This is a genomic window from Serratia proteamaculans (assembly GCF_949794035.1).
In the GTDB taxonomy this organism is placed as follows: domain Bacteria; phylum Pseudomonadota; class Gammaproteobacteria; order Enterobacterales; family Enterobacteriaceae; genus Serratia; species Serratia proteamaculans.
On sequence record NZ_OX461105.1, the window covers coordinates 4,458,505 to 4,474,412 of the forward strand.

General features: G+C 58.1%; 13 protein-coding genes. 2 read left to right on the forward strand and 11 right to left on the reverse strand.

The window, feature by feature from the left end; translation table 11 throughout:
* Window positions 1-215 precede the first annotated feature (215 nt).
* The 5 genes from QOT07_RS20755 to tkt all read right to left on the reverse strand — a co-directional run bounded on the left by QOT07_RS20755 (window position 216) and on the right by tkt (window position 7,840).
* Complete coding sequence (locus tag QOT07_RS20755; RefSeq protein ID WP_207979472.1) at window positions 216-1,286, reverse strand: ABC transporter ATP-binding protein; 1,071 nt, start codon at window positions 1,284-1,286, stop codon at window positions 216-218.
* Window positions 1,279-3,048 carry an ABC transporter permease gene (locus QOT07_RS20760; RefSeq protein WP_085118997.1) on the reverse strand — a complete coding sequence of 590 codons (1,770 nt, stop codon included), beginning with the start codon at window positions 3,046-3,048 and terminating at the stop codon, window positions 1,279-1,281. Before QOT07_RS20760 ends, QOT07_RS20755 begins: the two co-directional genes overlap by 8 nt.
* A gap of 77 nt (window positions 3,049-3,125) precedes the next feature.
* The gene (locus tag QOT07_RS20765) at window positions 3,126-4,214 is read right to left on the reverse strand and encodes an ABC transporter substrate-binding protein (protein ID WP_261428360.1); all 1,089 of its coding nucleotides are present in this window, start codon (window positions 4,212-4,214) and stop codon (window positions 3,126-3,128) included.
* Window positions 4,215-4,362: 148 nt separating this feature from the next.
* Complete coding sequence (locus QOT07_RS20770) at window positions 4,363-5,700, reverse strand: IS4 family transposase (protein WP_219017319.1); 1,338 nt, start codon at window positions 5,698-5,700, stop codon at window positions 4,363-4,365.
* 145 nt (window positions 5,701-5,845) lie between these two features.
* Window positions 5,846-7,840 (reverse strand): transketolase, encoded by a 1,995-nt coding sequence (gene tkt / locus QOT07_RS20775; protein WP_283603846.1) that lies wholly within the window; start codon window positions 7,838-7,840, stop codon window positions 5,846-5,848.
* A gap of 238 nt (window positions 7,841-8,078) precedes the next feature.
* On the opposite strand from tkt, the gene loiP reads away from it, so the two are divergent.
* Complete coding sequence (gene loiP, locus QOT07_RS20780) at window positions 8,079-8,831, forward strand: metalloprotease LoiP (protein ID WP_099065249.1); 753 nt, start codon at window positions 8,079-8,081, stop codon at window positions 8,829-8,831.
* Window positions 8,832-9,120: 289 nt separating this feature from the next.
* Window positions 9,121-9,468 carry a hypothetical protein gene (locus QOT07_RS20785; RefSeq protein WP_099065250.1) on the forward strand — a complete coding sequence of 116 codons (348 nt, stop codon included), beginning with the start codon at window positions 9,121-9,123 and terminating at the stop codon, window positions 9,466-9,468.
* A 304-nt stretch (window positions 9,469-9,772) separates the two neighbouring features.
* On the opposite strand, the gene QOT07_RS20790 is transcribed toward QOT07_RS20785, so the two are convergent.
* The 6 genes from QOT07_RS20790 to QOT07_RS20815 are packed head-to-tail and all read right to left on the reverse strand — an operon-like array spanning window position 9,773 to window position 15,895.
* Complete coding sequence (locus tag QOT07_RS20790) at window positions 9,773-11,413, reverse strand: thiamine pyrophosphate-binding protein (RefSeq protein WP_261428028.1); 1,641 nt, start codon at window positions 11,411-11,413, stop codon at window positions 9,773-9,775.
* A 51-nt stretch (window positions 11,414-11,464) separates the two neighbouring features.
* On the reverse strand, window positions 11,465-12,934 hold the full coding sequence (locus QOT07_RS20795) for an aldehyde dehydrogenase (protein ID WP_085119003.1): 1,470 nt from the start codon (window positions 12,932-12,934) through the stop codon (window positions 11,465-11,467).
* A 15-nt stretch (window positions 12,935-12,949) separates the two neighbouring features.
* Window positions 12,950-13,744, reverse strand: a complete 795-nt coding sequence (locus QOT07_RS20800) for an aspartate dehydrogenase (RefSeq protein WP_261416286.1) — start codon at window positions 13,742-13,744, stop codon at window positions 12,950-12,952.
* Window positions 13,745-13,761: 17 nt separating this feature from the next.
* Window positions 13,762-14,556 (reverse strand): SDR family oxidoreductase, encoded by a 795-nt coding sequence (locus QOT07_RS20805; RefSeq protein ID WP_207977581.1) that lies wholly within the window; start codon window positions 14,554-14,556, stop codon window positions 13,762-13,764.
* Window positions 14,553-15,371 (reverse strand): alpha/beta fold hydrolase, encoded by an 819-nt coding sequence (locus QOT07_RS20810; RefSeq protein WP_099065256.1) that lies wholly within the window; start codon window positions 15,369-15,371, stop codon window positions 14,553-14,555. Before QOT07_RS20810 ends, QOT07_RS20805 begins: the two co-directional genes overlap by 4 nt.
* Window positions 15,371-15,895 carry a cupin domain-containing protein gene (locus QOT07_RS20815; protein ID WP_085119009.1) on the reverse strand — a complete coding sequence of 175 codons (525 nt, stop codon included), beginning with the start codon at window positions 15,893-15,895 and terminating at the stop codon, window positions 15,371-15,373. The genes QOT07_RS20810 and QOT07_RS20815 overlap by 1 nt, the downstream gene beginning before the upstream one ends.
* Between the last annotated feature and the right edge of the window lie 13 nt (window positions 15,896-15,908).

The window sequence follows — 15,908 nt, forward strand, 5'->3', positions numbered from 1 at the left end:
TTCTCCGGTCTCACTCCGCCGTTTCTGTTGAACACCGTCACAACTGAAACGCTTCAGCCGAGCATAAACCAAAGTTTTAGCAAAAGGAACAGGTGCGGCAGCCTGCCTGACAACGGAACGACACTTTGCGAGAATAAGATGATCTGGCGCACACTTTTTCATAGCCAATCCTTGGTCGTGCGCCAGATATTTTGACAATAACCAGGCTCGCAGCCTTAAATTTTAGGAAAAATCCACAGGTGCTCGGCCGGCAGGGAAAGCCGACACAGGGTTTGACCACGCACTTCAGTGCCATAAGCGCGTACCACAAAATCTTCGGCAACGGTACGGAACAGGTATTCCCAACGGTCGCCGAGATACATGCTGGTCAGCAGCGGCAACTCAAGCTGATTGCCCTGCGGATCATCCCCCAGGCGCACGCGCTCTACACGGATCACCGCCGTAGCTTCTTCGCCGACTTTTACTCCTGCACCCGCCATGCCCCACAGCGTCCAGTCTTTGCCTTCGATGCGCGCCTTGCCCTCACTCACCTCGCTGATCTTGCCGTGCAGACGGTTATTGCTGCCCATAAACTCGGCGGTAAACAGGGTCGACGGCGAACCGTACATTTCCTGCGGCGTGCCCTGTTGTTCGATTTTTCCGTTGTTGAGCAACAGGATGCGATCGGAGATCGCCATCGCCTCGTTCTGATCGTGAGTCACCATCAGTGCCGAAAGCCCCAGCTTGATAATCAGCTCACGCAGGAACACCCGCGCCTCTTCACGCAGTTTGGCGTCGAGGTTCGACAAGGGCTCATCCAGCAGGATCACCGGCGGGTTGTACACCAGCGCCCGGCCAATCGCCACGCGTTGCTGCTGGCCACCGGACAACTGATGCGGATGACGCTTGCCCAAATGCCCCAGCCCAAGCTGGTCCAGCACGCCCTGCACCCGCTGGTTGATTTCCGCCGAGGCGACCTTGCGTAATTTCAGCGGGTAGGCAACGTTTTCAAACACGGTTTTATGCGGCCACAGCGCGTAAGACTGAAACACCAGCCCCAGATTGCGCTCTTCCGCCGGGATTTCGCTGCGCGCGCTGCCGTCGTAAACGGTATTGCTGCCGATGATAATGCGCCCCTGGGTCGGTTTCTCCAGCCCGGCGACCGCACGCAGCAGCGTGGTTTTACCGCTGCCCGACGGCCCCAACAGCGAAACCACCTCGCCGCGCTTTAAGTCCATCGAGACTCCCTTCAACACCGGGTTGTCGCCGTAGGTCAAATGCAGGTTTTCTACCGAAAGTTCAATCATGTAATTTCACTCCAAAGCGCAGGGCGATACCCAGTCCCAACACCACCAGCAGGATGTTAATAAACGAGAGCGCGGCAACGATATCAATGGCGCCCGCCGCCCACAGGGAAACCAGCATCGAGCCTATGGTTTCGGTACCCGGAGACAACAGATACACCCCGGTGGAATACTCACGTTCGAAAATCAGGAACATCAGCAGCCACGAGCCAATCAGGCCGTAACGCGATAGCGGAATGGTGACGTGACGGGTGATCTGTCCCCGGGTCGCGCCAGCGCTGCGCGCCGCCTCTTCCAGCTCCGGGCCCACCTGCAGCAGCGTCGAAGAGATCAGCCGCAGGCCATAAGCCATCCACACCACGGTGTAAGCCAGCCAGACGCTGAAGATGGTGCTGCGCAAAGACCGCAACCAGACGATCAGGTGCTCCCGCAGCCATTCGGCCACCGGCAACGCCGACAACCAGCCCTCTTTCAAAGACTTATCCAGCCACATCGGCAGGAACAGGAACACCCACAGGAACGCCAGCCCCGCCAGCAGGCCGGGCACCGCACGCGGCACCAGCACGCTGTAATCGAGGAATCGGGTGGCACCGTCGGGTTTGCGGTGCATGGCAATGCCGATAAACAGGTAGCAAACCACCGCCAGCGCGCCGCCGAACACCCCAATCGCCATCGAGTTGACGATCGCCCGCAGCAGGTTCGGCTGCTGCCAAATGGTGCGGAAGGTATTAAGCGACAGCTCGTCCCAGATTGAAACGCCCACGCCCCAGTTGGAGATAAAGGCGCGCAGCACTACCCCTACCAGCGGTACGCCGATGGTCACCGTCAGCCAGAACACCACTACTGCACCGGCAACCCAACGCCATTTACCCAGCGGCAGCGCCCGCGCCTGCGACGCCTTGCCCTTGACGGTGACGAAGCGGTTAGCGGTGCGCATCAGACGGCGCTGTAACATCACCAGCGGTATGGTGATGCAAATCAGCACCACCGCCACCGCCGCCATCAGATGGTAAGACGGCGTGCCCAGCTTATTGGTCAGTTGATACAGGTAGGTCGCCAGCACCAGGTTGCCTTCCGGATCGCCCAGCACCAACATCAGGCCAAACACTTCCAGCCCGAGGAAAAACAGCAGTACCCCGGCGTACAAAATCGACGGTCGCACCATCGGCAAACTGACCGCGGTCATCACCTGCAAAGGCGAAGCCCCCGCCGTTCGTGCAGCCTCTTCCACGTCAGAACCGACGCTGCGCAAGGCCGAGGAAATATAAAGATAGGCGTGCGGTACGTGCGTCAACCCGGCGATCACCACGATGCTCGCCATCGAGTAGATATTCCACGGCACAAAGCCGAACAGCGCTTCCGCCCACAGCGAAAAGAAGCCGACCGGCCCGGCGGCCACCACGTAGCCAAAGCCCAGAACCATCGGCGAGACAAAGATCGGCACCAGGATCAGCGGCTCAATAAAACGCCGGCCCGGCAAATCGGTTCTGACCATCAAAAAGGCCAGAATCCCCCCCAGCGGAATGGCGATCACCACCAGGCCGAAAGCCAGAATAAACCCGCTTTTCAGCGCCTTGTAAAAGTCCGGATCGGTGAAAATAAACTGGAACGCCTCAAGGCTGAAGACCTTGGAGGGGGAAAAAAAGGGAGCGGAGAGGAAACTTTGAATCACGATAAACGACAACGGTACATAGATAACCAGCGCGGTTATCAGCACCACCAAGCCGCGCGGCAGGCTCTGCCACTTTCTGCGCCATGCTTCCATAATATATCCCGATGGTTGTAAACGACGACGACCAAAGGGCGCGCGCCACAATGGCAGACGCGCGTCCGTATCCTGTGTTATTTTGCTGCGGCGGTACGCCACTGCTTGATGTAATCCAGGCGTTTGGCCGGTTGCAGATACTCCAGCAGGCTTTCATCTACCGGGATCGGTTTCAACGCATTGCCAAGCATTTTGGTCATGCCTTCAATGTCGTTTTTGCCTTCAATATCATTGCGAATCGAAGGAATGTCGGCCTGGTTGGCAAGAATGCTCTGGCCCTTTTCCGACAGCACATAGTTAAGCCACAGTTTTGCCGCATTGGCGTTGGCCGCTTCTTTGCTGATAAAGGACACGCGCGACAGCACCAGGGTGTAATCCTTCGGATAAGAGATACCCAGTGAAGGATCGGTTTTGGCGCGGGCCTCGGCGTAGGAGCCCAGGATGTTGAAACCAATCAGGTTCTCACCGGATGACACCCTTTCCATCATGGTACCGGTGGAGGATTGCACCGCCAGCCCCCCTTTGGCGACCTCAGCCAACGTGGCGAAATAGTTAGGATCGGCCTTGAAGTCCTGCACCGACAGCATGAAACCCAGCCCTGACTTTTCAATGTCATAGGTGGTGACTTTCTTTTTGAATTTGTCGGTCTGGCTGGCGATCAGCTTGGCCAGCGCGGCGTGCGAGTCCGGCACATCCCCCTGCGGGATCAGCCGTTTGTTATAGATGAAAACTACCGGCTCGTAGGTGGTGCCGTAGGCTTTCTCTTTCCATACCGCCCACTTGGGCAGTTGACCCTGCTCCGGCGAAGCGTATTCCTGCGCATAGTCGGTCGCCAGCTTTAGCGCGGTGTCCATCGACGAGCTCCATACCACATCGCCGCTGGTGCCACCCGCCGCCTGTTCGCTGATATACCGGTTGTACAGCTCGGTGCTGTTCATGTCGTTGTATTCGACCTTCACGCCCGGATACTGCGCTTCGAACCCCTGGATCAGCGGGCCGGCAGCCTTGGTATCGGTAGTGGAGTACACCACCACCTTGCCCTCTTTCTTCGCGCCGTCCACAATTTTCTGATAGTCGGCTGGATAGCCGGCCGGAAATTCAGCGTAAGCAGGCACTGCACCCAGTACCGCCATCGCCACCACCGACGCGCCGATTCTTGTCAACATGATCAACTCCTGGTTACATTTAAGAAACTAAAAATTAACATATAGTTAATAAGTGTTCCTAAGCAACGCCGTTGATTTTTTATCTTCGGGTTTTGTGAGGTTGGCCGATTTTTAGGCAATAAAAAACCCGGCATTGCCGCAATGCCGTTCACTTAAGTGGTGAGGCATAACGATTCACCGGATAACGGGTTTTTGATATCTTAACCGCCCTCGGCCTTGATGGTCGGGGGCGTTTTGTTATGAACATCGCCTCCAAACTCCCCCTCAGGTGCATCAGCCGTTTCGGTATCGTTCCGGGGGATACCGTATTACCCAGCACTATCAGTTCCGTCGCTATTACCCCAAAAGCAAATTTAAAACTCATCTCCGACGGCGCTCTTTTATACTGTTTTGCCGTCAGCGCCGCTTCCCGCCTGATAAGGTTGTAAGCCAGCAGCAACCCCCACACTTCCTGATGCAGCAACTCCACTTTGCGGCTTCTCAGCACCATCGCATTACTCTGCAGGCTGCTTTTGATATTGCGAAAACCCACTTCGATTTCCCATCGGGAATGATAAAGCTCCGCCACCGCTTTGGCCGGATAACGATCCGCAGGCAATGAAGTCAGCACGGTTTTCTCCACACCGCCGATATCGTAACTGACCGCCCGGGCATACCAGGACTCAGGAAGGGCCGGGTTTTGCTTTCGAGCCTGCGCAGAGACTTTCATTTTTAGCAGACGGTCGCCCGCTCCGTAGCTTTCCTGCACGTCTGCGACCATCCCTTTGCGGGCAGGCAGTAGCCAGTGGCGATTTTCGCCGCCATGGTTCACCCCTGTTAGTAAATCCGCACTAAAAAATAGCTTATCAAACAGGGTGATGGAGTTATCCGGTAACGCCTTAATCAGGTCATGCGCCAACCGGGTCTCGCTACACCGGTAAGGCCCGGTGACCGCATCCAGCAGAACATGACTGCTCAGGTTCATCAACGCCACCAGACGCATCACCGGAAAAGGACTCTGTCGGTCTGTAGAGGTGTTACTGGAACCAAAATGCGCACGAAGTTCCGGTTCATCGGGCGTACGCAGTTGTGCACCGTCGACGGCAAAGAGCTGCAATCCTCTCCAGTCATCTTTGGGATAGCGTTCAGTCCCCCAGGTTCGTGCTGTCTGGCGAAACAGCCATTCAACAGGGGCAGCACCGACACGCTGGCGTGCCTGTGTAATGGCGCTGCGTGCCAGAAGCTGCGTGCCGGCTTCGCCATCGGCACTGAGGTTAAGGCGGCGGACAATATCGGTAATGGGCTCATTACGAAAGAAGGCCATACAAACGACCATCCAGACCACCATGTCCCCGGGCAGGCGGCGGCGTCTGACGGTGGCATGGGTAGACAGAGAAAGGCAATGCTGGAGCCATTCAACAGGAAGATGTTCAGCAAAAATCTGCGCAGAAGGTGGCGGTAACAAAGGCTGGTCGCTAAAACTGAGCAGGTCATCGAGAAGTGGCATAAGAAAACGGCTCCCTGTAATGGAAGCCGTTATATTGCCGCAGATTAAGGATCGGTCAACCGATCCTTAACTGATCGGCATTGCGGCATTGCCGGGTTTTCGTCATCATGTTCAGGGCGCAGCATGCGGCGCCCCTACTTACGGCTTATTTCAGCAGTGCCTGCGCCTTGGCCACCACGTTTTCCACGGTGAAACCAAACTCTTTGAACAGCTGCTCCGCCGGTGCTGACTCGCCGAAGCTGGTCATGCCCACGATGGCGCCGTTCAGGCCCACATACTTGTACCAGTAGTCCGCGATACCCGCTTCCACCGCCACGCGTGCGCTTACCGCCGCCGGCAGCACGGATTCACGGTAGGCCGCATCCTGCTTGTCGAACGCGTCGGTAGACGGCATGGAGACCACGCGCACCTTAGTGCCCGCTGCGGTCAGCTGGTCTGCCGCTTCCACGGTGATGCCCACTTCCGAACCGGTGGCAATCAGGATCACGTCCGGCGTACCGGCACAATCCTTCAGCACGTAACCGCCACGGTAGGCGTTAGCCAGTTGCTCTGCGGTACGTGGCTGCTGGGTCAGGTTCTGACGCGAGAAAATCAGCGTGGTCGGGCCGTCGTTGCGCTCGATGCCGTACTGCCAGGCAATCGCCGATTCCACCTGGTCACACGGACGCCAGGTGCTCATGTTCGGGGTCACGCGCAGGCTGGCAATCTGCTCAACCGGCTGGTGCGTCGGGCCGTCTTCGCCCAGACCGATGGAGTCATGGGTGTAGACGAACACGTTGCGGATTTTCATCAGCGCCGCCATACGCACCGCATTACGGGCGTATTCCACGAACATCAGGAAGGTCGCCGAGTACGGCAGGAAGCCGCCGTGCAGTGCGATGCCGTTGGTGATGGCGGTCATGCCGAACTCGCGCACGCCGTAGTGAATGTAGTTACCCGCCAGGTCTTCGTTGAGTGGCTTGGAGCCGGACCACATGGTCAGGTTGCTCGGTGCCAGGTCAGCGGAGCCGCCGAGGAATTCCGGCAGCACCTTGCCGAAGGTTTCCAGCGCGTTCTGCGAGGCCTTGCGGCTGGCGATGTTGGCCGGGTTGGCCTGCAGTTTTTCAACGAAGGCTTTGGCTTCAGCTTTCCAGTTGGCCGGCAGCTCACCGTTCACACGGCGTTTGAACTCGGCAGCCAGTTCCGGGAAGGCTTTGGCGTAGGCGGCGAACTTGTCGTTCCAGGCCGCTTCTTTGGCTTTACCGGCTTCTTTGGCGTCCCACTGGGCATAGATGTCCTGCGGGATTTCGAAGGCGGCGTATTTCCAGCCCAGGGCTTCACGGGTGGCAGCCACTTCGGCGGCGCCCAGTGCCGCGCCGTGCACGTCGTGGGTACCGGCCTTGTTCGGGGAACCAAAACCAATCACGGTTTTGCACATCAGCAGCGACGGCTTGTCGGTGACCTTGCGGGCTTCTTCAATCGCGGCCTTGATGGCGTCCGGGTTGTGACCGTCAACGTGACGCACCACGTGCCAGCCGTAAGCTTCAAAGCGCTCGGCGGTATCGTCGGTGAACCAGCCTTCGACGTGGCCGTCGATGGAGATGCCGTTGTCATCGTAGAAGGCGGTCAGTTTGCCGAGCTTGAGGGTACCGGCCAGCGAACAGACTTCGTGGGAGATGCCTTCCATCATGCAGCCGTCGCCCATAAAGGCGTAGGTGTGGTGGTCGACCACGTCATGGCCAGGGCGGTTGAACTGCGCGCCCAGGGTACGTTCGGCAATGGCGAAACCGACGGCGTTGGCGATGCCCTGACCCAGTGGGCCGGTGGTGGTTTCCACGCCCGGGGTGTAGCCGTATTCCGGGTGACCCGGAGTTTTGGAGTGCAGCTGGCGGAAGTTTTCCAGCTCGCTCATCGGCAGGTCGTAACCGGTGAGGTGCAACAGGCTGTAAATCAGCATGGAGCCGTGGCCGTTGGAAAGGACGAAGCGGTCACGGTCAGCCCAGTGCGGGTTGGTCGGGTTGTGGTTCATGTAGTCACGCCACAGGACTTCGGCGATGTCCGCCATGCCCATAGGTGCACCCGGGTGGCCGGAATTTGCTTTTTGTACGGCGTCCATGCTGAGTGCGCGGATGGCGTTGGCAAGCTCTTTACGAGAGGACATGTTTTACTCCAGGTCGGATTAAAAAATCGGTCAAGTTTTCTATTTTCTCAGACTCAGCATTAAAACGGCAATCCCTAATGCCAAATGAGAGCGAGTTCACAACTTATTAGCACAATTGGTCGTTTTTTCGGAATAACACTATTTTCCCAATGGCCAGCGTACACTAGTCTCAGGCGGCAAGTTTTCTCTAATTTAAAATGGCACTCCCCCCTTGTTACTATCACAGGAAGATGGCTTTATGAAAATTCGTACCTCTTTGATTGCATTAAGCATTGCCACTTTGGTAAGCGGCTGTCAAAACCTGAATACCGATACCCTGATGCAGTCTGGTGCACAGGCGTTTCAGGCGGCGACATTAAGCAATGACGACGTAAAAACCCTGAGTGATAAATCCTGTGCAGAGATGGACAGCAAGGCACAAATCGCGCCGGCTGACAGTACCTATGCCAAGCGCCTGAACAAAATCTCTGCCGCACTGGGGGATAATATCAACGGCACGCCGGCCAACTACAAGGTTTACGTCACTAAAGACGTGAATGCCTGGGCAATGGCTAACGGCTGTATCCGCGTTTACAGCGGGCTGATGGACATGATGACCGACAATGAAGTGGAAGGCGTGCTGGGCCATGAAATGGGCCACGTGGCACTGGGGCATACGCGTAAAGCCATGCAGGTAGCCTACGGCACCGTGGCGTTACGCACCGCTGCGGCCTCAACCGGTGGCATCATAGGTTCGCTGTCGCAGTCACAACTGGCGGACATGGGCGAAAAACTGGTGAATGCCCAGTTCTCCCAGAAGCAGGAAAGTGAAGCCGATGACTACTCGTTCGATCTGATGAAACAACGCGGCATCGATCCGAACGGCCTGGTCACCAGCTTTGAAAAACTGGCGAAAATGGAAGCCGGTCGTCAAAGCAGCATGTTCGACGACCACCCAGCCTCCGAAGCGCGTGCGCAGCACATTCGCGACCGCATCGCGGCAGGCAAGTAACCCTCATTGCCCTACCGAACAACGGCACCCAAAAGTGGGTTTCTCACTGATTAAGGTGCCGTTTTCAGAAAATAAAAAATGCATTCCTGTTAAATCCATTATTAAAAAACCACTCAACTCTACTTATAGACTTATATAAACAGAACAACTTATAGCAACACATAATAACCATTTATTTTTTGTGATCTTTAACGAAAACTCACCTATGCAGCATTGAAAGTATTCTGAAAACAATATAATACTAAGCCTCCTTATGGACATAAAACAACACTATGGAATGGAGTTATTTATGAAAATCATTGATACATCTTTACTCGATCAAATATCTGGCGGTCGTGGAAATAATGGCGGTGACCGTAGCGATAATGGCGGAAGAAGAAGTCGGAATAATGGCCGCAACGGAGGCGGAGCCCCAAAAACATGCGCAAATGATGTTGGCGTTGGCATCATCACTGGCGCGCTAACAGGTATGGCTGGTGGGCCATGGACGATGATTGGCTTTGCCGTTGCGGGGGCTGCGACGGCAAGTCTCGGTTGCCCTGATAAAAGCCCATATAGAAATAACAACAATAATAACAGAGATGCACTAGCGGGTAACCGCTCCCCAAATAGCGTAAATGGGCAATGCCGCTGGTAATATTTCTCTGTATATGCCCCCTCGCTCAATGGGGGCGATTAAGGCGTCAGCTCATGAATAAAGCAAGATACTCGTTAATTTCCATTGTCTGGATGCCAGGCTGTTATTTTATTGGCGTTAAATCATCATTAAAAATATTACAACCGGCGACCAACTACGTGGACTTGGTCACGCTGGTTCTTGCTATTATTGGGCTTCGAGTATCCATTTCACTGATAGTCGACGCCCTGGGGATTTTTAATAAAAATTGATTACCTTTGAACGACACCTCGACTGAGTAAGGTGCCGTTCAACCTGTCACGGCTTAGTACAAAGACTTTTGCGGTGGCCCGGCGAAGGTCAGCGGCCCGATGCTGTTCATATCCACCTCCACCACCGACGGCCCCGGATAGTTAATCGCCTCCGCCAACACGCCGCTGAACTGTGCTGCGCTGTCGACCTTCCAGGCTTTCAGCCCCATGGCTTCGGCCACCAGCGTAAAGGATGGAGTGTGCAGTTCGTTATAGTACTGACGACCGGCAAAGTATTTATCCTGAATACCGCGCATCACGCCGTAGCCACCGTCGTTCATGATCAGCAAAGTGATATTGGCCTGCTCCTGCGCCATGGTCGCCAGTTCGCCCAGTCCTAACGCCAGCCCGCCGTCACCCACCAACCCGACCACCTTGCGCTGCGGGTTAGCGATCGCGGTACCGATGGCCATCGGCAAGCCCATGCCAATCGCCCCGGCCAGCGAGTGAATGTTGCATAGCGGAGAAATAGCCCGGAATAAACGACTGCCCCAGACGCTGCCGGAGACGGTGATATCACGCACCAGCAGCCCATCCTGCGGCAGCGCGGCGGCAATGGCGTCGTTCAATTTGGCATATTCCCCCGACTGCTGGCGCAGCGCACTTTCCGCCTGCTGCACCGCAGCGACAATCTTGGCATCCCACTCGGTACTGACCTTCTCACCTGAGCTCAGTCGTGCCGCCAGTGCGTTAAGCAAAGCGCCACAGTCACCGTTGATTTGTTCGTCGGCCAGATAGTTGCGATTGGCCGCCGCCGGATCAATATCAATCTGCACCAATGGGCGCGGCAACGGCAGCGTCCAGGTACGGGTTTCATTGCTACGCAGGCGCGAACCGGCCACCAGCGTCAGATCGCACTGCGTCAGGATCGCCTCAATGCTCGGTGAATTATGGAATGCACGCAGGCTGCGCGGGTGGCTATCCGGCAGAATGCCGCGTCCGTGGGTGCTGGAGATCACCGCCACACCGGCATCCGCCAGTTTACGCACCGCATCGCCGCAGGCCAGCGCACCGCCGCCCAACCACAGCAGTGGGCGTTTGGCCTGTTTCAGTCGCTGATACAACCGCTCAACCGCGTCGTCACTGGCCGGCGGCAGCGGCGCAGGGGCCACCGGCTGGCTCAGCACCGCGCTGGAGACCAGGCTGCTTTGAATATCGATCGGGATCTCCACCGCCACCGGGCCGCAAGGCACCGTCTGCGCGTCGAGAATGGCCCGTTGGATCACCGCCACGGCCTGTTCCGCAGAGTTAACCCGATAAGCGCGTTTGGAGCAGGCGCGCAGGAAACCCAATTGATCGCGGGTTTCATGAATGAACCCGGCGTCGGCATCCAGATAGGCTTTTTCCACCTGACCGGTAATGTGCAGCAGCGGCGTGTTGGCGTTCAGCGCTTCGATCATCGCGCCGACCGCATTGCCGGCACCTGCGCCGGTACTGGTCAAGGCCACGCCCAGACCGGAGAAACGGCCGTGGGCATCGGCCATGGTCACCGCCCCCGCTTCACCGCGCGCCGGCACGAAGCGAATGTTGCCACGTTGCCCCACCGCATCGGCAATCGGCAGATTATGAATCGAAATGATGCCGTACATCGCCGACACTTCGTACTGTTCCAGAGTCCGGGCTATCGCCTCGCCAACCGTTATTTTATCGCTCATCATCTGCCTTCTTATTGTGTTCGTTGTAGGGGTACACACCGTCGACCAAAGCTAATCGCTCCAGCGATTCACCTGATGGCTAAGCGCCAGGTACAGGCTTTTTTGCTGCATGTAGGCTTTGATGCCGTGCAGGCCCTTTTCGCGGCCCAGACCGCTTTCTTTGAAACCGCCGAAAGGCGTAGAAATAGAAAATGTTTTGTAGGTGTTGATCCACACCGTGCCGGTTTCCAATTGCTCCGCCAGCGCCATGGCCCGTGGGAAATCACGGCTCCAGATACCGGCCGCCAGCCCGTATACCGAGTCATTCGCCTGTTCAATCAACTGCTGCTCATCGTCAAACGGCAGCACCACCAGCACCGGGCCAAAAATCTCTTCCTGACAGGCGCGGGCGCTGTTGCTCAACCCTTCGATTATCGTCGGCAGGTAATAGCTGCCCTGCGCCAGCAGCGGATCGGCCGGGGCTTCTCCGCCAATCACTACCCGCCCCCCTTCCTGCTGCGCCAGCGCCACGTAATCCGCCACGCTTTGGCGATGCTTTTGGTTAATCAGCGGACCGAGATGCACACCCGGCGTCAGTGGATTACCGACCCGCAATCCGGCTGCCAGCTCACTCAGGCGCGCCAGCAACGGCTGGTACAGAGAACGGTGCACAAACAGCCGCGAACCGGCGATGCAGGCCTGACCGGCAGAGCTGAAAATGCCGTAACAGATACCGCGTGCCGCCTGTTCCAAATCCGCGTCCTCCAGCACGATGGTCGGCGACTTGCCGCCCAGTTCCAGCGAAGTGGGGATCAGCTTCTCGGCGGCAATGTGTGCCAGATGGCGGCCGGTATTGGTGCCACCGGTAAAGGAAATCTTTTTAACCAACGGGTGACGAGCCAGCGCTTCACCAATCACCGAGCCTTTGCCCGGCAACACGCTGAGCAGCCCGGCAGGCAGCCCCGCCTGTTCAAACAGCTCCGCCAGTTTGAGCGCCATCAGCGGTGTGGCTTCGGCCGGTTTGAGGATCACCGCGTTGCCCGCCGCCAGTGCCGGGGCCACCTTTTGCATTTCGCTGGCAATCGGGGAGTTCCACGGCGTAATCGCTGCGATCACCCCCAGCGGTTGATACTGGCTCAGCGTCATCACCTCGGCGCTGCGCTGGGTCGGCAGTTCGCCCTCCAGCACTTCGCAGGCGGCAGCAAAGTAACGGGCGGTCGCCGCCGCACTGGCCACCAGCCCACGGGTTTCCGCCAGCGGTTTGCCGTTGTCGCGGGTCTGCAACTGCGCCAGCTCTTCCTGCTGCGCCATAATCAGGTTACTGACGCGGTACAGAATGCTGGCGCGCTGATGCGGTACCAGCCCACGCCACTCGGGCGCACGCCAGGCGCGTTCCGCCGCGGCTACCGCATCATTGACGTCTTCAACGCTGGCGGCACGCAGCCGCGCATTGACGCTGCCATCGGCCGGAAACACCGAGGTCATCTCATCGCCGCGCCCTTCGCACCAGCGCCCAGCCACAAAAATCTTTAACCTTTCCATGCTCGCTCCTGCCGTTCAGGCAATAAAACCACCGTCGATCAGACGGCGGCAGGCTTGTACCGCGCTCAGCGCCGCCAGGGTTGATGTCTTGGGATTGCTTGCCAGCGGATTACCGCTCAGCTCAATCTGAAATTCACCGAAATTGCCGCACACCTGCAGCCGGTGGGTATTACGTCGGGTGGCGGGATCGACCAGCAATCGCACCTGGGTGGCGTCCATCCCCAAACCGTTGAGCGCAATGGTTGCCGCCACGTTGGCGTTGGCCGGGAACAAGCGTGCCGCCTCGCGCGCCGACCCTTCAAAAAATACCTGCGCCTCGTTCACGGCATCGAGATCAATCAATTGCTCTGCCATGCTGCCGCGCCAGCTTGCCGGGCTTTTACAGGCCTGATAGGTGACGCTGTCCAGCCCGCCTTCGCGCGCCGACGCCAGCCCATCCATCCCCGCCACCGCACCGGACAAAATGATCAACTGGCCCTGATGCTGCCGACAGGCCTGCTGCAACCGCTGTTGCAGTGCCGCATCCGCCAGCGCGCCGGTGGAGATCACCGCCAACGGCCAGCCACGCGTCACCACCGCCTCACCAAATTCCGCCACCGCCTGCTGGCTGGCACATTCCAGCACCAGATCCGGCTGCTCAGCACACTGATCCGGATGGGTTAACGCCTGCACCTGACCACCGAAGGCGCTGACAATCGCCGCATGATGAGCCGCACGCGCCACGATCCAGCCCACGCTCACCCCATCCGGCAGGCGGGAAAGCACTTCTCTGGCCATTGCGCCGTAGCCAATCATCATGATCTTCTTCATCTTTTCAGCCCCTGCGGTTAAAGATGGCGGTTAAAGCCACCGGAGACGTCGAGCGCCGCACCGGTAGTAAAGGACGCCAGGGGAGAAGCCAGGAACAACAGCGCCTGCGCCGGCTCCTGCGGTTTACCGAGGCGTTTCATCGGGATGCCGCGACGTTCGGCAATCGCCGCCGTCCACTGCTCCCAGCTTTGATCCTTATCGCTGCGCTCGTCGAAACGGCGTCGCCACTGGCCGGACTCCACCATGCCCAGCAGGATCGAATTGACACGGATCCCTTTGTCCACCAGCTCTTTCGACAATGTCAGCGTCATGTTGAGCAGTGCGGCGCGTGCCGCCGAGGTGGCGATCATGTGTTCTTCCGGCTGCAAGGCCAGCAGCGAGTTCACGCAGGTAATTGAAGCGATATCCGAACGTTCCAGCGCCGGCAGAAACGCCTGCACCGGGTTAATCACGCCGAACAGCTTCAGCTCCGCTTCATGCAGCCAGGCCGCACGTGGCGTATGCTCAAAATGCGCGACGAACCCCTGACCGGCGTTATTGATCAACAGATCCACCCCGCCGAAGTGTGCCGTCACCTGAGCGGCAAACTGTGTCACCTGTGCCTCGTCAAGCACGTCGCAGCACAGCGCCAGGATCTCCGCCTGTGGAAACTCATTACGCAGGCTGGCTTCGGCTCCCGCCAGTTTGTCCGGGTCGCGGCCGCAAAAGGCCACCTTTGTCCCCTCCGCCAACAGCAGGCGCAGGGTCTCAAAACCGATGCCCGACGAACCGCCGGTGACTACCGCGATCCGTTGCTCAAGCTGAAAATTCATGATTGGATTGCTCCCGTAAAATCCTGCAGATAACGGTTAAATTGCACCGGCGCGTCGAGATAGCTGGCGTGCCCTGCCTGCTCAATCAGCCGCAGGGGCGCGTCCTGCTGTTGCGCCAGTATTGCCGCCGCTTCAGGCGGCGTGATCCGGTCGCAGTCACCGCACCACACCTGCAGCGGGCCACGGTACTGCGCCAGATGGCGGCCGATATCGTCATTGGCCAGCATCCACGCCGCGCTGAGAAAACCTTCTGGATCCAACTGCTGCATACCGTTGCGTACCCAGGCGATATCCTGCGGATCCGCGCCATCACGCAACAGCGCAGCCGCCCGCTGTTCGCCATAGCCCTGCGGCCCCAGCTTTTCAATCATCTGTTTGCGCTGGCCATAAACCTGCTGGCGTTTTTCTTCCGACGCAGTGGCATAACCCTGAGCCGGATCCGCCAGCACCAGCCCACATAACCCATCAGGATGCGCGGCGGCATAGGCACTGCCGATCAATGCGCCGAGCGAATGGCCGACAATCAGCGGTTGCTCCAGCTGCAATTCGGCCACCAGCGCCGCCAGAGCAGCAGCATAAGCGGCGGCGTCCGGCCGGCTCACCGTCAGCGGCAGGCTGCCGCCGTAGCCCGGGGCATCCCAGGCCAGCAGGCGGTGGCCGTCGGCCAACCCGCGATCGTTAAACTGCTTGATCCACGAGGCCGAACCGGAGCTGATGCCGTGCAGCAACACCACCGGGCGGCCGTGCCCCGCTTCGCGCCAGCTCAGGGTGTAACCCCCGCAGCGCGCCTGCTGACGTTGAACCAGGCCGTTCATCAGTTGCGCTTCACTTTGGACAAGGGGTGATCCGCCGGGTAGGTCGGCGTTTCCGGTTTGGCGGTGCCGAGCATCACGCACATCAGCGCCTCTTCCTCACCGTGGTTAAACAACCCACGGTAGACCCCGGCCGGAACCGAAATCAGATCGCGCTCTTTCAGCTTGGTTTCGTAGTACTCCGTGCCGTCCTGGATCATCAGCGTGATGCTGCCCTTCAGCATAAAGAACACCTCTTCCACATCGTCGTGCAGGTGCAACGGGCCTTCGCATTTCGACGGCAGCACCATGGTGGAGAAGGTGAAATTACCCGCCGGAATGGTGTTGGTGTCATTAACCACCCCGGTAGCCCCGGTGCCGATGTAACGCATCTGCGCGCGGCGGTATTTCGGGTCGTAATCGGCCTGGAACTTCAACGCATTCCAGTCATATTTGCGGCCTTCAAAACGGGCGATACGTGATTCCACCCAATTCTCTATCGACTGATCCTGCGGCTTGACGGCAGCTTGTTTCTCAACCTGGGACATGTTGGTACTCCTC